The following is a 24,210-nucleotide window of genomic DNA, read 5'->3' as shown; positions in this document are numbered from 1 at the left end:
TGAGGAGATAACAGGCAAGGGGCTGCGCGCCGGAGATGTGGTGGTTACTGTGGCCGCACCCGTCTCGACTCTGTGAGGAGATCTCGTGGACCACCCGTCGCTGTTCGACGTCCCGGCCGAACCTGTCCCGGTGGTGATGTGCCTGGACGCCGAGTGGTACGACCTGATGTGGCGGGGGGAAAAGACCCACGAGTTCCGGCGGCGGTTCCTCACCGAGAAGCCAGTGCGGTGGTTCGTGTACCTGACCGCTCCCGAGAGCCAGCTGTGCGCGGTCATCGATCTGGATCCGGCGATCGAGGACACGCCCGAGCAGATCGCCCAGATCGCGGAACGGACCCGTCCGGGCAACGGCGCCACCGTTGAGCCTTACCTTGCCCGGGGGGACAGGACGGTCGGCTACGCGATGCCGATCCGGCGAGTCCGTGAGTACCACGGGTTCTCCGCGCGCGAACTGACCGAGTTGCTCGGTGAGTTCCACCCGCCCCAGGGATACCTCTTGGTCGACCGGCATCCTGCCTGGCGATCCATATGCGACAGGCTCATGGCCACCCCTGTGATCCGCGAGACGGCGATCGAACCCCTGCCCGTCGCGTGACCATCACCGCCACCGAGGATGTGATGCGTTGAGCCCTTCCCCTTCTCCTCACATCAGCCCGCTACGTCAGGCACGCCTCGATTCCGGCGCCACCTTGGAACAGGTCTGCGCCGATCTGGACCTGGCCTCCCCGACGGGATCAAGTGGCGTGACCCCGTCGATGCTTTCGGGCTGGGAGCTCGGACGCCACACCACCAGCCGCCGCTATCGCTTGCTACTGGCAGGCCACTATGGCCGGCCGGCACCGGAACTATTCGCCCATCAAGACCAGGCTGCGGAGGAAGAAACCCCGCTGCTCCTGACCGACCCGCGACGCCTGCGCGACGCGATGGTCGAGGTAGCCGAGAGCGCCCATGAATTCCTTGCCGTCGCGGGGTCCCGCTCCCGGGATGTTCCCTACCTGGAGACGATCGAGAAGTCCCTGACCAGACAACCCACGCTTGTGCACTACCGGCTGCTGTTCGGCCCGCCGCGCTCCGATGCCCTTCTGGCGCATTTGCGCCGTCTGTTGGAGACGCGTGATCCGCAGGACAGGTCACTCGGGATGAAGACCCTGCATATCGGCCTGGTCACCGATGACATTCCGGAACGCTTCTTCATCGCCTCCGAGCAGGCCGCCGTCGTTCCGCTACCCTCGCTGACCTCGGTGTACGGGTTCGATTCGGGAGTCGTGCTGGGACCCCAGATCGCCGGCCGTCTCCTTGACCACGCGCGCCAGGCATATGCAGCCTCCAGCCGCATCGAGACCACCACGGCGCTTCACGGCCTGACCCCGGCCGTCCGACAACGGCAGGACGGATCATGAGAACCACACCCACCACAGCACCCCTCGACCGCGCCAATGCCGACGTGGAGTCGGTCCTCGACCTCGCGCGCCATCTCGTGCGGATCCCCACCCGAGGCGGCATCGACCCCTACGACGACGCCGTGACCCTCCTGCGCGAGTGGATGACCGCGCGCGACCTGAACCCCGAGGTCCTGCGCAACGAGACCGGCGCACCCGTCGCGGTCACCAGCCGCGTCCAGGGCTCGCGTCCAGGACCGACCTGGGTCCTGGACGCCTGCCTGGACACCGCGCCGTTCGGCGACGTCGACGCCTGGACGCATCCGCCAACCAGCGGTGTGATCGAGGACGGCTGGCTCTGGGGCCGCGGAGCGGCCGACTCCAAGATCGCCGTGAGCATGTTCTGCCACATCGCCGCGCGCCTGCGCACCGAGGCGGACCGGCTCCGCGGGGGCCTCGTGCTGCTCTTCGACCTGGACGAGCACACCGGCCACTTCGGCGGCGCCAAGAGGTTCTTCGAGGCCGCCGACGCTCCCGCCGACATCGGCGGCGTCATGATCGGCTACCCCGGCCTGGACAAGCTCGTCGTCGGCGGACGCGGCGTCTACCGTGCACGGCTCCGGATCCATGGAGTCTCCTCCCACTCCGGCGGCCGCCGCACGACACCCAACGCGATCAGCAAGGCGGCGGCCATCGTCCGTGCGCTCGAGAACCAACCCCTTCCCGGCCGTGCGGGCGGGTTCGGACCGGGCAAGCTCACGGTCACCGCGATCGAGGCCGGTGAAGGATTCTCGGTCGTCCCGGACCTGTGCACGGTCAACGTCGACGTGCGCACCACCGCGAACTTCACCGGACAGGAAGCGGCCGACCTGCTCGGCACCGTGGTTTCCAAGGTGGACGCCGACTGGCCCGACACCGCGCCGACCCTGATCGAAGCGCACACCACGTGGCCCGCCTTCGCGCTCGAACGCGAATCGCCGCTCCGCGCCGCACTCATGGACGCCGCAGCCATCCACGGCGTACCGGTCGAGGCCAAGATCGCCGGCCCGTCCAACATCGGCAACTACCTCGCCGGACTCGGCATCCCCGCAACCGCGGGATTCGGGCCGGCCTACGAAGGCCTCCACGCCACCGACGAACGCGTCCGCACCGACACCGTCGCCATCGCCCAAGCCGTCTACGACCACGCAATACGAACCCTCATGATGCCCGGCTGAACGGGACCACTCACGGGTCCATTCGGCTGAGGCGCGCACGACAAACCCGCCGCACGACGTACCTGTACACGTCCGGGAACTCCGTGTCGGGGTTCCCGGACCTCGTGGGCGAATGAGACCCACTTCGGTGGATCAGGACTGAACCTGGCCTGCCCGAGCATGGCCGTCGGCCTGACCCTGACCGACCTGAACCTGACCTGAACCGACGTCGTCGATCGTTGAGCATCGGACCCGCTACCTGCGAGGAGTCACGGTGCGAACGGTCATCGTCCGACTCGCCGAGCCCGAGCAAACCGGGGGCACGCTGCACGGCCTCGTCGAGGTCATCGGCGAGGAACCCGTGCCGTTCAGCGGCACCGAGGCGCTCATCGACCTCCTCTCCGCGGCCGCCCGGCGCCCGCTCCCGCCCGACGACGCCGGCCCGTCCCGCTCCTCGTGAACCTGGCCTGAACGTCCGACGGCGATCGTGAGGCATCGGACGCACCACCGCGTCCGTGCCGAATCCACGAACCAAGGAGAGGGAGGACACCATGGCAACACGCCTCATTCAGGGAAGCGTTCGCATCGACGGGGTCGATGACGAGGACTGGCCCTGGAACGATGAGACCGCCTGGAGCCTGTGGGATCCGGTGACGTTCCGGCTGAACTTCGGCAATCCGCCGGAGAGGCTCTACTTCGAGAGGAAGTGGGGAGGCGAGTGCCGGGTCGAGGTAGATCTCGCCGCCGCGGTCATCCTCGAGAGCGGGACGGCCGAACTCACAGGTTCAGCACGCCTCTACGAGGGCGACTCGGAGGACACACAGGACCTTGAAGAGGAAGAGCCGATCCAGGTCACGCTTCTGAGGAACGTGCAGAAGACGCGCGAGATCCACCTACTCAACGAAGGGCTGGGCGGTGGAGATCGCGCGACAGTGACGCTCTCCTTCAACAACGTGCCTTACGAGGCCCCCGGGGAGTGATCGTGGCGGCTCAGCCACCGGTCACTCCCGACCAAGCCGAGAGGAAGATCATGGCAAGACGACTTTCCGGGACCGTGATGATCCACGGTGTCGACGACGAGAACTGGCCGTGGGCCAACGAAGTGATTGACGTTCAGCACGCAGTCCACGTCGTGCTGGACGTCAACCAGCCCGCCGCTCGAGTTGAGGTGCCCCACGTCAGGTGGGGCGGGGAGTGTCGCATCGAACTGGACCTTGCCGCTCAAGTGATCAACGAGAGCGGAACCATCCAGGTCAATGCAGCGGGGCGGCTCTACGAGGGTGACAGTCAGGACTCGATGGACCTCGAGGACCAACAGACGGTCGAAGTACTGGTCCCACGGGGCACCCAGCCGTCCTCCAACGGCATGATCTTGAACAGCACCGGCCTCGGAGGCGGTGACTGGGGGGAAGTGAAAATGAGCTTCACCAACAACCTGTTCGAGGAACCCGGCGAGTAGTTGGAACAACCCGGCCGCTCCAGTCCGGACCACGATCCAGCTGACGACCAGCCGGGGCGCGTGGGGATCCCCGGTCCCCACACGCCGCCATCTGCTGTGCGAAGAAACGGGCGACACCTCGCCGCCACCCCGCCCAGGATGGCGTCATGACCGTCTACGACCCCTTTGCCGTCGGCCCGTACCTCGTCGCGCGAACCACACACGGCGTGAACCTGGACACCGGACTCGGCAGGCCGCACCCGGTCGAGACGTGGCTGCCCGACGACGAGACGCCGGGGGGCGAAGCCGCCGGAACCGCGGGCCCGACCGTCCTGTTCTCGCACCGCGGCGGCGCCGACCGGGGCTCGGCGTCGTTCCTGTGCGCGCACCTGGCGAGTCACGGGTACCGGGTGCTCGCAACCGACCACGCCGAGACGGTCGACGAGACCCTCGGCAGCGCGCGGCCCGGGGAGGACGCCGCCGGCCGGGCCGCACGCGCGGACCTGATCGCCCGGACGCGCGTGCTGGAGCTCAGCGCGCTGCTGGACCGGGCGGCGTCTGACGGCGCGGGGCGGATCGGCGTCGTCGGGCACAGCATCGGGGGCTGGACCGCGCTGACCGTCGCGCAGGCCGATCCCCGGGTGGGCGCCGTCGTAGCCATCGCGCCCGCGGGTGGCCCCGACCCGAGGCCCGGCGTCTACCAGGTGACACTCGACCCGGTACGCAGCGTGCCCACCCTGTACCTGACGGGGGCGGAGGACGTCTCGACGCGCCTGGCAGGGATCCGCGACATGGTCACGCGCACGCCGGACCCCGTACGGCTCGTCGTGCTGGACGGCGCGGACCACTACCACTTCGCGGACGACGTCGGCGCGGAGCACGAGGCGATCCGGTCGGCAGCGAGGTCCGTGCCGCTCCTGAGCTGGGTCCGCGAGATGCGGGAGATCGGCGAGCTGATCGATCCGGACATCGCGCATGCCTTCGCGCGAGGACTCACTCTCGCACACCTGGACGCGACGCTGCGGGGTCGGCCCGAGGCCGCCGCACTGCTGGCCGGAGACCTGGCAGCGGACCTGGCGGCCCGCGGCGTCCCAGCGCACGAGCCGGATCGAGCACGTGCACGCGCACGTTGGCGCCGTGGTGCACCCACCACGAGCCTGATCGGCGAGACGGGGTCCCCTCACGAGGAGCGGGGGCGACCCAACCGGCGAATCGCAGCCGGCGCGGACAGCTCTGCCGAGGCTTCTACGGGCCGAAGGGGACATCCGGTGTCTACGCGCGGCCGTCCCGTCCGGGGACAGCTCTGCCAGGGCGGGATACGATGCAGCGACGACGCATGTGACGTGCGACACATGGAGGGCACATGAAGTTCGAAGTGGGCTCGGCAGCAATTGCTGGCATCGTCAACTACGTCCGGTTCGGAAACGGTCTCGGGCCGGACCCGCTCGGGCCGATCGAAAAAATTGAGTTCTACCCCGAACTGGTGTGGGATCCCTGCACACAAACCTTCGAGGTCCAGTGGGGACCGCCGTTCGTCATCGAGGACCCTCTCTGCGGCAAGGATCCGCTGGTGGATCTGAGCGGAGTCCCTATCGAAGTCATCACGGTGGAGAACCTGAAGGCTTCGGTCGAAAAGGTCACTGCCGACCCGGAGGCCGTAGGCCCACAACTCATCGCCGGGGCCGCGTTCCAGCGTCTTGCCGAATTTCACAATGTCAACGGCCGCGCAGAACTGCACGAACTGCTGAACGCCACTGCTGACCGGCTCTTCGCGCATGCGCTCGAGCGAGTGGGCCCGACCGAGCAGGACAATGGCTGAGGAGGCAACGGGCGGGGTCGAAGTGCCCCACGTCGTCGGCCTGTCGCGCCAGGACGCCATATGGAATCTCGATTCGTTCGGCTTCCGCGCCCGTGTGAAGACCGAGCCTTCTGAGGAAGTAGGGCTCGTTGTCGGCCAGGCTCCCTGGTCCGGCGAACCGGCGCCCGACGACATGGTCGTCACCATCTGGATCGGCACAGAGCCTCCTCCGGACTGGTCGGATGAACCGGTCCCGGAGGAGGACCACGACCCGCCGCAGATATTGCCGCCTCCCGATATCGGGAAGCCTCACCCCGATCATTGGAAGAGGACCTTCCCCGGACATCCAGACCCGTTCGCCTGACGAAGTCGTCGGTGCTCCAGGCGCTACGACCGCCCGCACGACCGGCTGGGCGCCGCTCCCTCACGGCTACACGCGCGGCGTGCCCGCCGAGTACACGAAGCTCGTCCAGTCGGCATCGATGGGCGCGGTGCTCGCGTAACCCCGGCCGGTCGCCGAACCGACCACGCCCGCGCGAACTCAGCCCTCTTCGTTGAGGACCGTGACGAGCGACCGCAGCCGCGCCGAGTCGAACAGGTCCTCCAGCATGACCAGGGCGCCCGAGCCGTCCGCCAGCGGGACCCGCCAGTTCGGGTAGCCGTCGCCCGCGCCGAGCTGCGCCTGCGTGCGCCGCTCCCCGACCGCGTCGGCGAGGTCCACGGCCACGAGCGCGGCCGGGGTGTCCCGCAGGTAGCGGTACAGACCCTCGACGAGCTCGCGCTCCGACGGGTCGAACGTCGTCATGCCGAACCGGGACAGCGACGTCATCAGCGCATCGCGCTGAGCCCGCGTCCGCGAGCGCAGCGCCTGCGCGTCCTCGGTGAGGATCCCCAGCCGTTCGCCGAGGTCAATGTGCTCGCCGGCGAGGCAGCTCGCCGTCGGCGGCAGGTCGGGCGGTGTCGGGGTCACGAACCCGCCGGGACGGAAGTCCTCCGGCGCGACGAGCTCCCCGGTGCCCGCCTGGTCCGCGAGCAGGACGGAGGCCGCCAGGATGCCGCGCCCGTCCAGGTACTCGCGCTCGGCGTCGTCGAGGAGGGCGTCGTCGGCGATCAGCGGGACGCCGGCGCGCTGCGCCTCCAGGCACAGGATCCCGACTAGCGCCTCGTGGTCGTAGGTGACGTACGCCCCGGCGGTCGCCCGTGTCGCGCCGGGGATCCACCAGGACCGGAACAGGTCCCCGATGTGCCCGACGCGCAGCGCGCCGCAGTGCCGCAGCGCGGTGCGGAGCATGTCGCGGAACGGCGCGTACCCCGCCTTCGCGAGCTCCTGCGGGTGCCACGGCGGCAGGCCGCGGTTGCGTCCCTCGGGACCGACGGCCGACGACGGCGGGACGCCCACCGACACGCCGCGCGCGAGCACCTCCGGCTGCACCCAGGCGTCGGCGCCCTCGGGGTGCACGCCCGAGGCCAGTTCCTTGACGATCCCGACGCGCATCCCGGCCTCGAGCCCGAGGCGGTGCGCGCGGCGCAGCTGCTCGTCGGCGACCCATTGGAGCCAGCAGTAGAACTCGACGCGGTCCTTGAGCGAGCCGCGCAGCGTCGCCACCGCCGACGACGACGGGTCCAGCAGGTCCGGCGGCCATTCCTGCTCACCGAGATGCTCCGCGACGGCGCACCAGGTGGCGAAGTCGACCAGGCCGCGGCCCTGTCCGAGCACGAACTCGTCGAACGCGGTCTGCCGCGCGGCCGAGCGCGGGGCGGTGAACACGACCTCGAGCGCGGACTTCTTGGCGTCCCAGATCGCCTCGCGGTCGATCGGCGCGGCGTCGCTCGACAGGTCGCGCACCGGCTCGCCCGCCCATTCGACCAGGGAGCGGTCCGCCGACGACAGGTAGGCCGTCTCCCGGATCTCCTCGACGCGAATGTACAGCGGGGAGAGGAACCGGCGCGAGGTGGGCAGGTACGGGCTGTCGGTGATCGGTGCCTTGGGCTCGGTGGCGTGCAGCGGTCCGGGCGCGATGAAGTCCGCGCCCGCGTTGTTCGCGGTGAGCCAGGCCAGGTCGGCGAGGTCGGCCAGGTCCCCGATTCCCCAGGAGTCGCGCGAGCGCACCGAGTAGAGCTGCGTCAGGAAGCCCCACGCCTGCGTGTCCGCGAGCGCCGGGGCGGTTTCCAGCCGGTCGGGTGTGACGACGAGTGTCGTCGTCGCCGTGGTGCCGTCCGACTCGGCGTGCAGGGTGTGCCACCCGAGCGGCAGGTCGCCGGGAACGACGAAGGTTGCCCGGCCCACCTTCCGAGAGTCCACGGTGTGTGGTTCGACCAGGACGTCGGCCTGGTCGAGGTGGCGTGTGCCCGGGGTGGGCGTGCCGTCGTCGGCGTCCGTGGTGCCGGACGACGGCGTGGCGCGCCGGACCGTGCCGGGGGTCGGGGCGACGCGCCAGGGCATGGCGCCGAGCGGCATCGCGGGCGCGACCGGTTCGAGCTCGACCCAGCAGGAGACGCTCGATCCGTCGGTCACGTGCACGGGGATCTGCGTCTGCGTGCCCTGACGGACGACGACGGCGGGCGGGAGCATCTCACGCCATGCGTCGTCGCGCACGCGGGCGGTGGACTCGGCGATCGCCGACGGCGACGCGGCGGGCACGCCGAGCGCGCCGAGTACCGCCGCCAGGGTGGACGGGCTCACGCGGCGGGTGGTTCCGGCGGCGTCGGTGAACACCGTCTGCACGTCGCACAGTTCCGCCAGATCGGCGAGGTCCTCCGGCAGCTCGGGCAGCGCCGACCGGCCGGCCGGCTCGGTGGCGCCGTCGACAGCGGTCGCGGCGCGTGTCGTCTCGTCGTGGCTCACAGAAAAGATCCTGCCACCGAACGGGGTCGCTCGGGGGGAATCACCGGCGTGTGGCCCGATTCGAGGGGTGGTAGCGGGCCTTCCGCCGGTTCCGTCACGTCCGGCGGGCAGGCCCGCGGAGGGCCCGCTCGGCGGTCACTCCTCGGCCGGCGGCACCTCGGAGGCGTCCGCGGCCCGGTTGCCCGGCGCGCTGTGCACGACGATCCCCTCGCGCAGCAGTTCCTCCTGTGCCGCGACGCGCAGCGCGCGGGCGATCAGCCACTGCTCACCCGGCCTGACCTGCGCGTGCAGGGTGAACGTGAGCGAGAACGAGTCCACGTTGTCGACGCCACGCACGGACGGGGCCTCCAGCAGGGCCGACGACGTCTCGGGGTCCTCCTGCACGCGGTCGACGGCCCGGCCGAGCGCGGCGCGCACGACCGTGGCGTCGCTCCCCACGGGCACGAGGATGGGCGCCACCGCGCGGCTCCACTCCTGCGTGCTGTTGCCCGCACGCAGGATCTCGCCGTTGCGTACGTACCAGAGCGTGCCGTCGAAGTTGCGCACCTGGGTCAGGCGCAGCCCCATCGCCTCGACGGTGCCGGTCACGCCGCCGCCCAGGTCCACGAAGTCGCCGACGCCGAACTGGTCCTCGATGAGCAGGAAGATGCCGCTCAGGAAGTCCTTGACGAGACTCTGGGCCCCGAAGCCGATGGCGATGCCGACGATGCCGGCGCTGGCGACGAATCCCGCGACGGGTGCGCCGACCGTGTCCAGGATCGACAGCACGACGAGTGTCGCGATCACGATGTTCGCGGTGGAGTTCAGGACGGACCCCACCGTGCGGGCCCGTTGTACGCGGCGGTCGGCCGCCTGCCCGTTGGCGGGGGCGAGCGCCGCGCCCAGGGCCTGTGGCGTGATCCCGACCTTCCGGCGCCTGCGCTTCTTGTGGGCGTCCCCGACGACGTCGGCAGCCGCTCCGGTGGCCTCGGCCGCGGCGGCCTTCGCCGCGCGCTCCTGCTCCCGCGTGACGCCCAGGGCGATCCGCTCGGTGAGGTGGGTGATCACCCGGCGCACCACGAGGAGCACGAGCGTGCCGATGGCGACGATGACGAGGATGCGGAGGGGGATGTCCGCGAACCACTCCCAGAATCCTTCGGCACCGTTGATGAGGGCCGTGGCAAGTTGGTCGTTCACGGGTGCTCACGCTAGCGGTACGGCGGGCCCGGGAGCCAAGCCCGTACGAGGCCACGCGCGCACCGCCCCGCGACCTTCACAGCCCGTGCGCGAACGAGTCATCCTTCCGTGGCGCGGGTCACGCCGGCCGTCAGGAAGTCCGCAGGCCCTCCAGCTCCGCCGCGAGGTCGTCGGCCTCCGGGCCGACGATCACCTGGACCACGCGCCCGGACCGCACGACGCCGAAGGCGCCGGAGGACTTCAGGCCGGGCTCGTCCACCAGCGTCGGATCGCTGACCTCGACACGCAAGCGCGTGATGCACGGCTGGAGCTCGACGACGTTCGTGTTGCCGCCGAGTGCCACCAGGATGTCGTTCGCCTTGGACATGAATCACGCTCCCATAACCCGTGCGTCGTTGCCGGTCTGTGTCCACCCTATCCGGAGCCGCAGGAGATCGACACGAAGGCCGGTGGTTTCGCCCGTCGCGATCACGGGCGCGTGCTGTCAGCAGGCTCACATCGCCCGCCGCCTCCGGAGGGCCTTCGTGTCACACACGGATGGGAGGATGACGGGGTGAAGTCGTTCTACGAGCAGGTCGGCGGGCACGAGACGTTCGCGAAGCTGGTCGACACCTTCTACGAGGGCGTCGCCGAGGACCCGGTGCTGCGCCCGATGTACCCGGAGGAGGATCTCGGCCCGGCGGCCGAGCGCCTCACGCTGTTCCTGGAGCAGTACTGGGGCGGCCCCAACACCTACTCCGCAGAGCGGGGACATCCCCGCCTGCGCATGCGGCACATGCCGTTCAAGGTCAACCCGGACGCCCGGGACCGCTGGCTGAAGCACATGCGCGCCGCCGTCGACGCGCTGGAGCTCGCACCGGTCCACGAGGCGGAACTGTGGGACTACCTCGAACGCGCCGCCTTCTCCATGATCAACACCTTCGAGGACTGACCGACAACAGGAGCACCGAGCACGTGGACCGAACCGCCGATCATCCGACGACCACACCCGGCGACGGCACGCCGTCGCCGTCGGGCACCAGGCCGCCGTCGGACACCACGACGGCCGCGACGTCCGATCCCCTGGGTCACCTCCTGGAGGTGCTGGACCTGCGCCCCGTGGACGGCCCCGGCCCCCGCGGCGAGGACGACGTGTTCGAGGGCGACAGCGTGGTCGGCCCCGCCCCGCGGGCCTACGGCGGCCAGGTGCTGGCGCAGGCGATCATCTCGGCCGCGCGGACCGTGCCGCCGGGGCGCCTCATCCACTCCCTGCACGGCTACTTCCTGCGCGAGGGGTCGCTGGAGGCACCGATCGGGTTCGCCGTCGAGCGGCTGCGGGACGGCCGCTCGTTCAGCGCGCGGCGCTCGCACGCGATGCAGTTCGGCCGGCCGATCCTGTCGATGATCGCGTCGTTCCAGGAGGACCAGCCCGGGTTCGAGCTCACCACGCCGATGCCCGACGGCGTCCCCGCGCCCGAGGACCTCCCCTCCGCCGTCGAGGAGCTCGCGGGTGCCGACGACAGCGCCCGCGCGTTCTGGGCCGAGCAGTCCGCGTTCGACCTGCGGCACGTGGGCGGGTCGCTGTACCTGCCCCGGGACGCGTCGTCGGGCGAGGCGCCCGGCACCCAGATGGTGTGGATGCGGACCCGCCGCCCGATCGCCGACGACGACCAGATGCTGCACCGGGCGATGCTCGCGTTCGCGTGCGACCAGATCATGCTCGAGCCGGCGCTGCGGGCGGCAGGGAAGTCCTGGCAGGAGGTGGGCGGCGGCAAGGTGCCGCTGGCCAGTCTCGACCACGCGATGTGGTGGCACCGGGACGTGCGCGCGGACGAGTGGCTCCTGTACGTGCAGGGCGCGGCGTCCGCCCAGGGCGGTCGCGCGCTGGGTCACGCCCGCGTCTACCGGACCGACGGCACCCTGGTGGCGTCGATGGGGCAGGAAGGCATGATGCGGCTGCCCGCCGCGTAGTGGTACGACGCCGGGGCGGTCTGCTGCGAGCGGATTGTCCGTGACCGTGTCCGAGGTCACAGGTACGTTGTGCGCATGTCTCGTCCCTACCTGCGGTATCCGCACCTCCACGAAGACCTCGTCACGTTCGTCGCCGACGACGACGTGTGGCTCGCCCCCGTCGCCGGCGGCCGCGCCTGGCGCCTGACCAGCGATCACGTCGCCTGCTCGACGCCGAGGATCGCCCCCGACGGCTCCCGGGTCGCCTACTTGTCGCACCGGGACGGACACCCGGAGGTGTACGTCGTCGACCTGGACGGCGGCGCGCCGCGCCGTCTCACGTGGTTCGGCGGCATGCGGACGCTGCTGCTCGGCTGGGACGACGACGGCCGTGTCCTCGTGGCGACGAACGGTGCCGAGCATCACCGGTGGCTCACGGTCGTGTACGCGGTAGGCCTCGACGGATCGACGGAACGGCTGCGGTTCGGCCCGGCCTGGGGCGTGGCCACCCATGGCAGCGGGGTGACGGCCCTCGTGTCGGCGGGCTACCGGCCGGCCGTGCACTGGAAGCGGTACCGGGGCGGGACCGCGTCCCGCCTGTGGCTCGACCGCGCCGGTGACGACACCTGGGAGCGGGCGCTGCCCGAGGATCAGGCCGCCGTGCTGGACCCCATGTGGCTGGGCGACACGCTCCTGTTCACCTCCGACCGGGCGGCCACGTTCCCGGATCATGCCGACGAGCAGGGCAATCTCTGGGCGTGGGACGGGCTCGCCGCGGCGGCGCCCGGCCAGGACGGGACGCCGGCGGCGCCGCGCCAGGTCACGTTCCAGACGGCGGAGCAGGGCTACGTCCGGGACGCGACGACGGACGGCACGCGGGTCGTCTGGCACAGCCGGGGCGACCTCTGGCTCCTGGACTCCCTGGACGCCACGCCCCGTCGCCTCGACGTCACGCTCACCGGCGCCACACCGCGGCCCTACGCGGCAACCCCGGCCCGGATCGACGGCCTCGCGACGGACAAGGGCGGCGACGGGAGCCTCGTGGGCTGGCTCGGGACCGCCTTCTGGGTGACGCACCGGGCGGGGCCGGCACGCGCGCTGGTCGCCGACCCGGCGGAGCGTGTCCGGGAACCCGACCTGCTCGGAGACACCGGTCGCGCCGTCGTCGTGACGGACGCCGACGGCGAGGACGCGCTGGAGGCGCACTCGCTGGACGGCTCGACGCCGTCCGTCCGGTTCGCGGGCGGCGCCCTCGGCAGGGTCCTGCACCTCGCCGCGAGCCCGGATGGCACCCGTGTCGCCACGATCTCGCACGACGGCCGGATCAGCCTGGTCACCGTGCCCGCGCCGGGCGAGCCGGCGTCGTCCACGGTCACCGAGGTGGGACGGTCGGCCACCGGGGAGGCGGAGGGCCTCGTCTTCTCCCCCGACGGCCGCTACCTGGCGTGGAGCTCCCCCACCGGCAACGAGGGCGACCACCACCGCCTGATGGTCGCCGACCTGCGCGCGGACACCCCGGCGGAGCGCGCGCTGACGTCCGGCAAGTTCCACGACCGGTGCCCGGCGTTCACCGGCGACGGCAAGTACCTCGTCCTGCTCTCGGACCGCACGTTCGATCCGGCCTACGACGCGCACGAGTTCGCGCTGTCGTTCGGCGCGGCGACCCGCCCCTGGCTCATCCCGCTGAGCGCCGCCGAGCCGGCGCCCTTCGGCCCGAGCGTCGACGGCTGGCGTCTGAGCAAGCACGACGAGAAGAAGGACGGCGCGGACGACGCCGAGGCCGGCGACGGCACGTCGGACGACAAGGTGGCCTGCCCCGACATCGACTTCGACGGGCCCGAGGAGCGGGTCGTACCGTTCCCGGTCGCCTCCGGGCGCTACCGCGACCTGCGGGCCGCGAAGGGCGGCGTGCTGTGGATCCGCGAGTCGGACGACGCCGGTGTGCTGGGCTCCCGGAACGCCGGCGTCGAGGAGGACGGGCAGGCGGACTCGGTGCAGTTCTGGTCGTTCGACGAGCGCAAGTCCACCGACGTCGCCGAGAAGGTCGACGCGTACGCCGTCTCCGGCGACGGCCGGCGCATCGTGGTGCGGTCCGGGAAGGGGCTGACGACGCAGCCGGCCACGGCCAAGCCGGGCGACGAGCCCGGCCCGGGCGGCTCCACGGAGATCGACCTGTCGCGGATGCGCTACGAGGTCGACCCGAGGGCGCAGTGGCGCCAGATGTTCGAGGAGAACGCGCGCATCATGCGCGACCACTACTGGCGCGCGGACATGAACGGCGTCGACTGGGACGCGGCGGTGGCACGCTGGCGCCCGGTGATCGAACGGGTCGCGACGCGCGACGACCTCACCGACGTGCTCTGGGAGACCGTCGGCGAGCTGAACACCTCGCACGCCTACGTCAGCCCGCCGTGGCAGCCGGGGGACGCCTCGCGGCGCCTGGGCTTCCTGGGCGCCGACCTCTCGCCGGCCGGCGACGGCTGGCGGATCGACAGGATCCTGCCCGGCGAGTCCTCGGACCCCGACGCGCGCTCCCCGCTGCGGGCGGCGGGCGTGGACGCGCGCCCGGGCGACGCGATCGTCGCCGTCGACGGACGGCCGGTCGATCCGGCCGTCGGCCCGGCGGCGAACCTCGCCGGTGCGGCGGACCGGCCCGTGGAGCTCACCCTCCGCCGGGACGGGACGGACGCCGACCGCCGGGTCGTCGTGGTACCGCTGGCCGACGAGTCCGTGCTGCGCTACCAGGACTGGGTGGCCTCCCGCCGGAACTACGTGGCGGAGAAGTCCGGCGGACGGCTCGGCTACGTGCACGTGCCGGACATGACGAGCAACGGCTGGGCACAGATGTTCCGGGACCTGCGCCAGGCCGTGGGCCGCGAGGGAATGGTCGTGGACGTCCGGTTCAACGGCGGCGGCCACACGTCGCAGCTCGTGATCTCCCGGATCGCGCGGCGGATCGTCGGCTGGACGACGGCACGGCACTACGAGCGGCCCATGCCGTACCCGGACAGCGCGCCGCGCGGCTCCGTGGTGCTCGTGACGAACGAGCACGCGGGTTCGGACGGCGACATCGTCAACGTCGCGGCCCAGGCCCTGGACGTCGGCCCGGTCGTCGGCGTCCGCACCTGGGGCGGCGTCATCGGTATCGACGGGCGCTTCGACCTCGTCGACGGGACGGGCATCACCCAGCCCCGCTACGCCAGCTGGTACGAGGGGCCGGGCTGGGACGTCGAGAACTACGGCGTCGACCCGGACGTCGAGGTGTGGCACACGCCGGCGGACTACTTCAGCGACGCCGACAAGCAACTGGACGCCGCGATCGCCGAGTCGTTCCGCCTGCTGTCCGAACGCCCGGCCGCCGAGCCGCCGTCCCTCCCGGAGCCCCGCGTCCGCCGCGAGGCCTGACCGGCAGTTCGCGACAGCGCCGCGGCGCCCCGGTGTGGTCGGTACCTCCGTGAGTGATCGGCAGTTCATCGTGCCGATCACTCACGGGAGTGCCGACCACCCGGCTCGTCCGGGAGGCGGGACCGGGGCGGGTCAGCGGCGGCGGAACTGCAGCGGGGCGTCCAGGTAGGGCTCCCAGACCGTGCGTTCGGCGTCGGTGATGCGGCGCGGCTTCCCCGTGGCGGCTTCGACCAGGACCAGCGTGGTCGAGGCGCGGACGTACGGGTCGGAGTCGAGCGGGTCGCCCGAGGTGGCGACCCCGCCCGGACGGCCGTCGTGCACCGCGTAGCAGACCTCGATCGACGCGCCGCCGAGCTTGCCGAACCACATCTCCACCAGGATCGGGCGGCGCGTGTACTCCAGCGGGCGCAGGTACTCGATCTCCTGGTGCGCCACGAAGGTGTGCGTGGTCGCCGCGGGTCCCGAGTCGACGACGGCGGTCGGCAACGGGTCGACGACGTCCTCGTGCCGCCAGAACGCCTCGATGCGGGCTTCCTGGAGCAGGTCGAGCATCTCGACGTTGTTGACGTGCTGATACGCGTCGAGGTCGGACCAGCGAAGGGAGACGGGGATGTGCAGACGCATGGGACCTATCCTCAGGCATCGCGCGGGCCGGAGCGGTCCGGCGTCGAGCGGTCGGTCCGGCGTCGAGTGATCCGCCGCATGTCACACGGCCGGTCCCCCGAGCGACCGATCTCTCGACAACGGACCGACCGCTCTACAACCCGCCGACCACACAGTGCCTCGCAGCGCCTCGCAGCGTGCTTCCTAATCGTTTCGCTGCGCTCCCCCTGGCGCCGCCGGCGCGGTTACAGTTCGTGCCGCCCGCCCGAGAAGACTCCTGGAGGAACCATGCGCCGCACAGTTGCCGCCGTCGCTCTGGTCGCCGTTCTGTCCCTGACCGGTTGCTCGATGCCGTCGACCGGCCCGGACGGTGGCGCTGAGGCCGGGAGCGTCAACGCTCCCGCGGAACCGCTCGGCAAGGAGGCGGCGGGCGAGCAGTTCCTGCAGCTCGTCTCCCCGTACGACGGAGTGCGAGGGCAGTTCGACGAGGCGATCGACTCCGAGGCACCGCTCGAGCAGCAGACCGGGCTCGCCTCCGCGGTGGCCGCCTCGCTGCGTGCCGAGGCCGAGGGCCTGCACAAGGTGGCGTGGCCCGACGACGTCTCCGGCGACGCCCACGCCCTGGCCGGCCTGGTCCAGCAGGAGGCGGGGCACTGGCAGGAGGCGGCCGAGGCGGGTTCGACGAAGGAGATCATGGACCACGTCGACGAGGCGATGAAGGTCGACGAGGCCGGCGCCGAGGCGGCCTTCCGCGAGGCGCTGGGCCTGGCGACCGCCGACGCGGACGCGGACGCGGACGCATAACGGTGCGCGAGAGGGGCGGTCATGAGGTTCCCGACCTGGGCATGACCTTCCCGACGCCCCTTCCCGGACGATGCGCGGCAAGTTCGTTCCGGGGCCGGGAACCTCATGCCGATCGGGCCGAGGCCGCCGCGCCCGCACGGTCGCCGCGGACCGGCTGATCGCGCGGGCGTCAGCTCGCCGCGATCGTGGCCGCGGTCCGGCAGCGTCCGAGCGCCCCGAGTTCCTCCCCCACCGGGTGCCGCACCAGCCGGTCGGCGACCTCGGCCACCGACGCGCGCAGCCGTCGCCGGGCGGCCGCCGCCCGGCGGCGGGCACCGATCGCCGCCAGCACCCGTGACACGAGTGCCACGAGCACGCCGAGCACCAGCCCGCCGAGCACCAGCAGCGTCGGCCACGGGATCTGGAACGGGTCCACGCCGAGCCCGTCGGAGGGGCCCGGCGGTGCTCCGGGAAACACCACGTCCGTCCCGTCCCCGGACGGCATAGGCACGGTCCAGACCGGCGTCGGAGGCGCGGGCAGGCGCAGGTAGGAGAACAGGAACAGCACGGCCAGCCACGCGAGTCCCGCGCCGACCGCGGCGATGAGCGTCCACTGCAGCGCGTTCACCGCCCGCCACCAGACAGGTCGCCGGCCGGCCTCGAGCCGGGTGCTCGCGACCGCCTGGTCGAGGGCGTCGGGCAGGTCGTCGATCCCCCGCTGGGCGCGGGCGCGGGCGGCCAGCACCCACGAGTCGGCGACGCCGTCGGTCACCTTCTCGACGTACTGCCGCACCCCCGACGCCGCCGCCGAGCGCACCGCCGGGGCCGGCGAGGGCAGCGAGGTGCGCACGAGGTCCTCCCGTCCCTGCGGGGCGCGCCGCTCCCCGTCGCGTAGCCCGAGCCTGCGCAGCGGGTCCCGCCGCAGCCGCCCGAGCCAGCGGGTCAGCGGCCAGCCCGTTGCCGCGCGCGCGTCCCGGCGCGCGGACGCGCGCACCGCGTCGACCACGGTGGGCACGCCCGCCGCGTCCTCCAGGGACTGCAGCAGCGCACCGCGCGCCCGGTCCCCGGCGCGGGAGGGCGGCTGGGGCCCGCACGCCTCGACGATGCCGGACGCCGCGGCCCGCTCGTCGCCCACCAGCCGGGCCGTGGCGGCCTCGCGCTTTCTCGCCGCCTTCGCGAGCAGCCCGCGCAGTTCGTCCATGCCCTGGCCGGTCGCCGCCGACAGGCCGAGCACCCGCGCGCCGTCGAGCCCGTCGGCGGCCACGAGCCGCTTCAGGTCCGCGAGCATCGCCTTGGTCTCGTCGGCCCGCAGCCGGTCGATCTGGTTCAGCACCACCACGACGACGTCGGCCCGGCCGGCCAGCGGGCGGAGGAACCCTTCGTGCAGCGCCGCGTCGGCGTACTTCTGCGGGTCGACCACCCACACCAGGAGGTCCGCCCGCGCCACGAGCGCCTCGGCGCGCAGCCGGTGGTCCACGACGACCGAGTCGTGGTCGGGCAGGTCCAGCAGCACCAGGCCGGTCGCGTCGCCCGACGGCACCGGCCCGGACATCTCGTGGCGCCGCGGGACGTCCAGCCAGTCCAGCAGCGGCCCGGCGCCCTCGCCCCAGTACGCGGCGAGCGCGTGCGACGTCGTCGGGCGCCGTACTCCCGGAATGGCGACGTCCGCGCCCGCCACGGCGTTGAGCACCGAGGACTTGCCCGACCCCGTCGCGCCTGCCAGCGCAACCACGGTGTGCTCCGCCGAGAGCCCGCCCCGCTCGCGTGCGCGTCGCGCCACGGCACGGGCGGCGTCCAGGATCTCCGGCGCGAGGCGCCCGTCGCCCTCCTGCGCGGCGTTCTCCAGGGCCGCGGTCCGGGCGGCCAGGTCGAGCCGGCTCATCGGTCGTCCTCCTCACGGCCGAACAGGCGGTGCCAGAAGCCACGCCGCCGGCCGACCGTCTCGTCCGTGTCGTCCGTGTCGTCCGCGTCGCCCGACCGCGTTCTCACGCCGTCCGCCACTCCCGAGGCGGTCCCGCGGCCGGTGCCCATGGCGTCCTCCCCGCCCCGGCCGGCCCCGCGCAGCCCGCGTGCGGGTGCGCCGCCCGTGGAGGCCGGGGCGCCGCCGTCGTTCCCGGAACCGGCGGTGTCCCGGGAGCCGCGTTCCGCGGAGGCGGCGTCCGCGACGGCGCGTGCCGCGCCCCGCAGCGCCACTCCTCCGGCGTCGGCGGATCCCACCGCGTCGAGCTGGGCCGTGTACCGCGCGGCCTGGCCGTCCAGCACGGCCCGCACCCGCTCGCCGAGCCGTTCCCTGGCCCCGACGGCGAGCCGCCGGACGGCGTCCTCGCCGAACACCGCCTCCAGCAGACGCTGCGCCAGGACGGCCGTGCCGCCGGCGATGCCGATCTCGATCCCGGACAGACCGCCGGTGGACGCGAACACGACGATCATCAGCGCCACGCCCAGCCCGTTCAGGCCCAGCGACAGGGCCCGTGCGGTGCCGCGCTTGGCCGCGCCCTGCTCCCGCACGAGGTCGAGCACGTCGGACTGCCAGCCGCGGATCTGCTCGCCGACGTCGGCCCGCAGGGTGGCGGGCGCCCGGGACAGCTCGAGTCCGTCCAGCAGCGCCCGGCCTGCCGAGTCGCCGCGCCATCCGGCGTACGCCCGTTCGGCGGCGTCCTCGGCGGCGTCGAGCACCACGGACTCCAGGCCGTGCGCGATCGCCTGCTCGACCTGCGGCGCCTGCCGCGGCTTGCCGCGGAAGAAGGCACCGATCGCGTCCCGTACCCGCCCGATCCCCTGCTCGACGGCGCGGAAGAACTCCCCCGTGCCGACGAAGTCCTGCCAGCGGGCGAGCACCTCGCCCCGCAGCAGCGCGCCGTCGGACGTCGCCGCGTTCACGTGGGCGACCGCGTCGGCGTACGCGCCGGCGACGACGGCACGCAGGCGGGCGTCGGCCTCCTGCTGGGTGTCGGCGGCGTCGGCGAGGGCCTCGGCCCGCCGCACCAGGTCGTCGACGACGCCGTCCCGCGTGGCCGCGATGACGTGTGCCCTTGCGCCCGCGTCGCCGCCGAGGTCCGTCAGCCAGTCGGCCACGGGCGCCACGGCCCGCTCCGGGAGGTAGCCCTCGGGCGTCAGCTCCGCCTCGGGCACGACGAACAGGCGCGCCTCGCCCAGTCCCTGCTCCGCCATGAGGTCGCGGAGGTCGTCGACCGTGGCCTCTGCCCCGGGATCCACCCGGTCGAGCACCATCGCCACCTGGGCGCGCCGCTCGGCGGCGGCGGTGAGCAGGTCCCACGGCACGGCGTCCGCGTAGCGGGCCGCGGTGGTGACGAAGAGCCACAGGTCGGCCGCGCCGAGGAGCTGCGCCGCGAGGTCGCGGTTGGCCTGCTCGACGGAGTCGATGTCGGGCGCGTCGAGCAATGCGAGGCCGCGGGGCAGCGCCTCGCTCGCGACCATGCGGAGGGTGCGCGGCTCCCCGGCGGAGCCGGTCCGGGCGGAGGCGGGCACGGGAGCGGTGCTCCCCGCCGCCCTGCGACCACCCGGCGAGCCGCCCGCGGCGGTCACCCGCGAGAGGCCCGGCAGGACGCGGTCGCCGGTGAACCAGCGGGCGTCGAGCGGATGGTGCACCAGCACGGGCGCGCGGGTGGTGGGGCGCAGTACGCCCGGCAGGGTGACGTCCTCGCCCAGGACGGAGTTCACGAGCGTCGACTTGCCCGCGCCCGTGGACCCGCCGACCACGACGAGCAGCGGAGCCTGCTCCGACCGCAGGCGCGGGAGCAGGTAGTCGTCGAGCTGGTCGGCGGACCGCCGTCGCGCGTCGCGGGCCGGGTCGGCGTCGGGGGTCTCGAGCGGGAGGCGGAGCGTCCCGAGCCGCGTACGCAGACTCTCCAGCGACCGCGTGAGGTCTCCGACGGCGTCGTCCGCGGGCGCCGAGGCGACGCCCGGCCGTTCGGGGGGCTCAGCGAGCTCGGCGGCGTGTTCGGGTTCCGTGGGCACGTCGTCGGGCGACTCGGTCATGGCGCACAGTCTGCCGCAACCACGCAGGCCGGTCCCGTGGAGACCAGCCGGGCCGGCCGCCGCCCCGGCTCAGAATCCGAGCCGGCGGCGGAGCCACTCCACGCAGACGGTCGCCCGCGCCTGCAGGGCGGACGGCCGCTGCCCGCGGGCCGGGTGCGCAGGCTGGAGCGCCTGCTCGATGAGCTGCCCGGTCAGGGCGGTGACGAGACAGGTCACGGCGTCGGGATCCGTGCCGGGCGGGAGGGGATGCCTCGCGAGGACGACCTCGGGCGCCGGGCCGCCCTCCGCCCGGATGTGGGCGAGGAGCAGGACGGTGTCGACGAACGACGCGCCGCGCGCCGCGTGGGACCAGGCGGTCGCCACCGGCCGCCCGCCGGGCGACAGTGCGGGGTACAGCGCGTGTCGTGTCGGCGCCCCGTGCACGAGCGTGGTCCCGGACACGGCCTCCGTGCTGTGGACGGCGATCTCGGCGAGGGCCTCCAGGCGCGGTTCGAGCCACGGGGAGAAGTTCCGCAGCCCGTCGGGACGCTCGTCCGCGAGCCGCTGCCACGGTCCGTCGCCGAACACCTCGGCGGTGTCGAGGAACGGCCCGTCGGCGGGTGCCTCGAACTCGCCGATCTCCCGCAGCACGCCGAGGGCCGCCGCGACCTCGCCCGCGGTCCACTCGTCGCCGATCGGCCGGACGTCCTGCATCGACCAGCCCGCCACGATCCAGCGCCCGAACGTCCCGAGGTCCTCGTCGAACCACCAGACCAGCGTGGGCACGGGCGCCACGGCCGGGAGGGCGACGACCACGTCGATCGCCCGCCGGGCAAGCTCCTGGGCCTGCGGATCGGCAGTGTTCACCATGGTGCACAGCTGCGTCCCCGCGGCGGTCTGGAGCGACATCGTCATCCCGTCGCCGACGCCGCTCATCGGCAGTGTCGACCACCCGAGGACCCGGCTTCCGAGCTCGTCCGAGATGCGCTGGCGAACGGGGGGTGGCAGATCCTGCCATCCGGGAAGAGGCACGGAAAACACCATAGGGCAATCCTCCACGACCCCCCGCATTCCCGGCAAAAACTCCCCCCTACTCGTCGAACAGTCACTGGATGCACGTCACATCACCACGAAACGCACCGACCGTCCGGCCTCCGGAACTCGGTGAGCCTGGAGACCGAACGGTCGGTGCGTTGCACGGTGGCGGCGTGCGCCGGACGCGCGCCACGGGACCGTTCGAGCGCGAGAGGAGTCAGTCGCGGGTCAGGCGGCGGTAGGTGACGCGGTGCGGGCGTGCCGCGTCGGCGCCGAGCCGCTCGACCTTGTTCTCCTCGTACGACTCGAAGTTCCCCTCGAACCAGTACCAGTTCGCCGGGTCCTCCTCGGTGCCCTCGTACGCCAGGATGTGGGTGGCGACGCGGTCCAGGAACCACCGGTCGTGGGAGACCACCACGGCGCAGCCCGGGAAGTCGAGCAGTGCGTTCTCCAGGGAGCCCAGGGTCTCGACGTCGAGGTCGTTGGTGGGCTCGTCCAGGAGGAGCAGGTTGCCGCCCTGCTTGAGGGTGAGGGCCAGGTTCAGGCGGTTGCGCTCACCGCCGGACAGCACGCCGGCCGGCTTCTGCTGGTCCGGGCCCTTGAACCCGAAGGACGCCACGTAGGCGCGGGACGGGATCTCCACGTTGCCGACCTTGATGAAGTCCAGCCCGTCCGAGACCACCTCCCAGAGCGTCTTGTCCGGGTCGATGCCGCCGCGCGACTGGTCCACGTAGGACACCGACACGGTGTCGCCGACCTTCAGGATGCCGCCGTCCAGCGGCTCCATCCCGACGATCGTCTTGAACAGCGTCGTCTTGCCGACGCCGTTCGGACCGATGACGCCCACGATGCCGTTGCGCGGCAGGGTGAAGCTCAGCCCGTCGATCAGGGTCCGGTCGCCGAAGCCCTTCTGGAGGTTCTCGGCCTCGAGCACCAGAGAACCCAGACGCGGGCCGGCCGGGATCTGGATCTCCTCGAAGTCGAGCTTCCTGGTCCGCTCCGCCTCGGCGGCCATCTCCTCGTAGCGCTGCAGGCGAGCCTTGGACTTGGTCTGGCGGCCCTTGGCGTTGGACCGCACCCACTCCAGCTCCTCCTTGAGGCGCTTGGCGAGCTTGACGTCCTTCTTGCCCTGGACCTGCAGGCGCTCCTGCTTCTTCTCGAGGTAGGTCGAGTAGTTGCCCTCATACGGGTACAGGCGGCCGCGGTCGACCTCGCAGATCCACTGCGCGACGTGGTCGAGGAAGTAGCGGTCGTGCGTGACGGCCAGGACGGCGCCCGGGTAGTTCGCCAGGTGCTGCTCCAGCCACAGCACGGACTCGGCGTCCAGGTGGTTGGTGGGCTCGTCGAGCAGCAGCAGGTCCGGCTTCTCCAGCAGCAGCTTGCACAGCGCGACACGGCGGCGCTCACCGCCGGACAGCAGCTTCACGTCCGCGTCCGGCGGCGGGCAGCGCAGCGCGTCCATCGCCTGTTCGAGCTGGTTGTCCAGGTCCCACGCGTCGGCCGCGTCGATCTTCTCCTGGAGCGTGCCCATCTCGGCGAGGAGCGCGTCGAAGTCCGCGTCGGGCTCGGCCATGAGCGCGGAGATCTCGTCGAACCGCGCCTTCTTCGCAAGGATGTCCGCGACGGCCTCCTGGACGTTGCCCAGGACCGTCTTCTCCTCGTTCAGCGGCGGCTCCTGCTGCAGGATCCCCACCGTGTAGCCGGGCGACAACCGGGCCTCACCGTTGGACGGGGTGTCCAGACCCGCCATGATCTTCAGGATCGTGGACTTCCCGGCCCCGTTCGGGCCGACGACGCCGATCTTCGCGCCGGGGAAGAAGTTCAGCGACACGTCGTCGAGGATGACCTTGTCGCCGTGCGCCTTACGCGCCTTGTACATGGAATAGATGAACTCAGCCACTGCCTTCGTTCCACCGTTTCAACAGGTAGGGAGGGGGTTGCGCCCGCCGCGCGGCGATCTGCTCGCGCATATCGCGCACGGCCGCGACGGGCGGCGTCGGCCCCCAGCCTACGCGGTCACTCCGTTCTCGTGCCCGGCACCCCGGACGCCGTCATACCCGGCGTCCGCGACCGTGGTGCCGGAGGAGCCGTCCACGGCCTCCCCGGCCTCGTCCAGGACCTCACCGAACTCGTCCGGGCCGGGAGGCGCGTCCGGGCCTGCGACCGTCGTCGCCCAGACGTCCCCGCCCGGCACGCCGCGCGCGAGACCGCCCTCACGGGACCCGGCGGCGGCGCGTTCCACCTGCCCCGGCGCACCCGGCGGTTCGTCGGACGGGATCACGCGCTGGAACGCCGCCCGGCCCTTCATGAGATTGGGCCCCACCGAGTCGGCGTTGATCACCAGGCTGGTACGCCGGTGGGTGTCGTCGCCCCACTCCTCGACCTCGAGCCGTCCGGCGACCATCACCGGCTGCCCCTTCCTGACGCTCTCGCTGATGTTCACCGCTGCGTGGCCCCACGCCTTCACCTGGAACCAGATCGTCGGCCCGTCGTAGAACTCGCCGTCCGTGTCCCGGATGCGCCGCGTGCTCGCCACCGAGAACCGGGTCCACTCGGTACCCCTGCTCGACCGCCGGATCACAGGATCGCTCCCCGCGTTCCCCGTCACGGTCACCTTCACGTCGTTGCTCACATCGCGCTCCTTC

The 24,210-nt window shown here is 72.2% G+C and carries 22 protein-coding genes; 13 read left to right on the top strand and 9 right to left on the bottom strand.

Going from position 1 to position 24,210, the window contains the following annotated elements; genetic code table 11:
• Positions 1–85: 85 nt before the first annotated feature.
• The 9 genes from ACYVK5_RS21920 (at position 86) to ACYVK5_RS21880 (ending at position 6,175) form a co-directional block, all read left to right on the top strand.
• Positions 86–595 carry a hypothetical protein gene (locus tag ACYVK5_RS21920; protein ID WP_460708098.1) on the top strand — a complete coding sequence of 170 codons (510 nt, stop codon included), beginning with the start codon at positions 86–88 and terminating at the stop codon, positions 593–595.
• Between the two features lie 28 nt (positions 596–623).
• Positions 624–1,400, top strand: a complete 777-nt coding sequence (locus tag ACYVK5_RS21915) for a helix-turn-helix domain-containing protein (protein WP_460708097.1) — start codon at positions 624–626, stop codon at positions 1,398–1,400.
• Positions 1,397–2,596: a M20 family metallopeptidase gene (locus ACYVK5_RS21910; RefSeq protein WP_460708096.1), complete on the top strand. Its 1,200-nt coding sequence runs from the start codon at positions 1,397–1,399 to the stop codon at positions 2,594–2,596. Before ACYVK5_RS21915 ends, ACYVK5_RS21910 begins: the two co-directional genes overlap by 4 nt.
• 253 nt (positions 2,597–2,849) lie before the next feature.
• Entirely contained in the window at positions 2,850–3,035 is a 186-nt protein-coding gene (locus tag ACYVK5_RS21905; protein ID WP_460708095.1) for a hypothetical protein, read from the top strand.
• A gap of 91 nt (positions 3,036–3,126) precedes the next feature.
• Positions 3,127–3,555: a hypothetical protein gene (locus tag ACYVK5_RS21900; protein WP_460708094.1), complete on the top strand. Its 429-nt coding sequence runs from the start codon at positions 3,127–3,129 to the stop codon at positions 3,553–3,555.
• A gap of 2 nt (positions 3,556–3,557) precedes the next feature.
• Entirely contained in the window at positions 3,558–4,034 is a 477-nt protein-coding gene (locus tag ACYVK5_RS21895; protein ID WP_460708093.1) for a hypothetical protein, read from the top strand.
• A 146-nt stretch (positions 4,035–4,180) separates the two neighbouring features.
• The gene (locus ACYVK5_RS21890; protein ID WP_460708092.1) at positions 4,181–5,380 is read left to right on the top strand and encodes an alpha/beta hydrolase family protein; all 1,200 of its coding nucleotides are present in this window, start codon (positions 4,181–4,183) and stop codon (positions 5,378–5,380) included.
• Positions 5,377–5,832, top strand: coding sequence for a hypothetical protein (locus ACYVK5_RS21885; RefSeq protein WP_460708091.1), 456 nt, complete (start codon positions 5,377–5,379; stop codon positions 5,830–5,832). Before ACYVK5_RS21890 ends, ACYVK5_RS21885 begins: the two co-directional genes overlap by 4 nt.
• Positions 5,825–6,175 (top strand): PASTA domain-containing protein, encoded by a 351-nt coding sequence (locus ACYVK5_RS21880; protein ID WP_460708090.1) that lies wholly within the window; start codon positions 5,825–5,827, stop codon positions 6,173–6,175. The genes ACYVK5_RS21885 and ACYVK5_RS21880 overlap by 8 nt, the downstream gene beginning before the upstream one ends.
• Positions 6,176–6,352: 177 nt before the next feature.
• Here ACYVK5_RS21880 and malQ read toward each other — a convergent pair whose 3' ends face one another.
• The 3 genes from malQ to ACYVK5_RS21865 all read right to left on the bottom strand — a co-directional run bounded on the left by malQ (position 6,353) and on the right by ACYVK5_RS21865 (position 10,199).
• Positions 6,353–8,656 carry a 4-alpha-glucanotransferase gene (gene malQ, locus ACYVK5_RS21875; protein WP_460708089.1) on the bottom strand — a complete coding sequence of 768 codons (2,304 nt, stop codon included), beginning with the start codon at positions 8,654–8,656 and terminating at the stop codon, positions 6,353–6,355.
• A gap of 135 nt (positions 8,657–8,791) precedes the next feature.
• Positions 8,792–9,832 (bottom strand): mechanosensitive ion channel family protein, encoded by a 1,041-nt coding sequence (locus tag ACYVK5_RS21870; RefSeq protein ID WP_460708088.1) that lies wholly within the window; start codon positions 9,830–9,832, stop codon positions 8,792–8,794.
• A 130-nt stretch (positions 9,833–9,962) separates the two neighbouring features.
• On the bottom strand, positions 9,963–10,199 hold the full coding sequence (locus tag ACYVK5_RS21865; protein WP_460708086.1) for a glucose PTS transporter subunit EIIB: 237 nt from the start codon (positions 10,197–10,199) through the stop codon (positions 9,963–9,965).
• Between the two features lie 186 nt (positions 10,200–10,385).
• Between ACYVK5_RS21865 and ACYVK5_RS21860 the strand changes: the two genes are divergently transcribed.
• The 3 genes from ACYVK5_RS21860 to ACYVK5_RS21850 all read left to right on the top strand — a co-directional run bounded on the left by ACYVK5_RS21860 (position 10,386) and on the right by ACYVK5_RS21850 (position 15,166).
• Positions 10,386–10,763 carry a globin gene (locus ACYVK5_RS21860; RefSeq protein ID WP_460708085.1) on the top strand — a complete coding sequence of 126 codons (378 nt, stop codon included), beginning with the start codon at positions 10,386–10,388 and terminating at the stop codon, positions 10,761–10,763.
• Positions 10,764–10,786: 23 nt separating this feature from the next.
• Positions 10,787–11,782: an acyl-CoA thioesterase gene (locus ACYVK5_RS21855; protein ID WP_460708084.1), complete on the top strand. Its 996-nt coding sequence runs from the start codon at positions 10,787–10,789 to the stop codon at positions 11,780–11,782.
• Between the two features lie 75 nt (positions 11,783–11,857).
• Complete coding sequence (locus ACYVK5_RS21850) at positions 11,858–15,166, top strand: S41 family peptidase (RefSeq protein WP_460708083.1); 3,309 nt, start codon at positions 11,858–11,860, stop codon at positions 15,164–15,166.
• Between the two features lie 132 nt (positions 15,167–15,298).
• On the opposite strand, the gene ACYVK5_RS21845 is transcribed toward ACYVK5_RS21850, so the two are convergent.
• Entirely contained in the window at positions 15,299–15,790 is a 492-nt protein-coding gene (locus ACYVK5_RS21845; RefSeq protein ID WP_460708082.1) for an acyl-CoA thioesterase, read from the bottom strand.
• 267 nt (positions 15,791–16,057) lie between these two features.
• Here ACYVK5_RS21845 and ACYVK5_RS21840 point away from each other — a divergent pair, with 267 nt between their 5' ends.
• Positions 16,058–16,573 carry a hypothetical protein gene (locus ACYVK5_RS21840; RefSeq protein WP_460708081.1) on the top strand — a complete coding sequence of 172 codons (516 nt, stop codon included), beginning with the start codon at positions 16,058–16,060 and terminating at the stop codon, positions 16,571–16,573.
• Positions 16,574–16,742: 169 nt separating this feature from the next.
• Here the strand turns inward: ACYVK5_RS21840 and ACYVK5_RS21835 are convergent, their stop codons facing one another.
• The 5 genes from ACYVK5_RS21835 to ACYVK5_RS21815 form a co-directional block, all read right to left on the bottom strand.
• A complete protein-coding gene (locus tag ACYVK5_RS21835; protein WP_460708080.1) occupies positions 16,743–18,434 on the bottom strand; it encodes a GTPase in 1,692 nt (563 codons plus the stop codon).
• Positions 18,431–20,551 (bottom strand): dynamin family protein, encoded by a 2,121-nt coding sequence (locus tag ACYVK5_RS21830; RefSeq protein WP_460708079.1) that lies wholly within the window; start codon positions 20,549–20,551, stop codon positions 18,431–18,433. The genes ACYVK5_RS21835 and ACYVK5_RS21830 overlap by 4 nt, the downstream gene beginning before the upstream one ends.
• A gap of 69 nt (positions 20,552–20,620) precedes the next feature.
• Positions 20,621–21,562 carry a hypothetical protein gene (locus tag ACYVK5_RS21825; protein ID WP_460708077.1) on the bottom strand — a complete coding sequence of 314 codons (942 nt, stop codon included), beginning with the start codon at positions 21,560–21,562 and terminating at the stop codon, positions 20,621–20,623.
• Between the two features lie 220 nt (positions 21,563–21,782).
• Positions 21,783–23,465, bottom strand: coding sequence for an energy-dependent translational throttle protein EttA (gene ettA, locus ACYVK5_RS21820; RefSeq protein WP_460708076.1), 1,683 nt, complete (start codon positions 23,463–23,465; stop codon positions 21,783–21,785).
• Positions 23,466–23,573: 108 nt separating this feature from the next.
• Positions 23,574–24,197: a single-stranded DNA-binding protein gene (locus ACYVK5_RS21815; protein WP_460708075.1), complete on the bottom strand. Its 624-nt coding sequence runs from the start codon at positions 24,195–24,197 to the stop codon at positions 23,574–23,576.
• Positions 24,198–24,210: the final 13 nt, after the last annotated feature.

The sequence above is a fragment of the Myceligenerans halotolerans genome, assembly GCF_054782975.1.
Note: the sequence above shows the minus strand (reverse complement) of the source record. Positions and strands in the feature narration are given on the sequence as shown.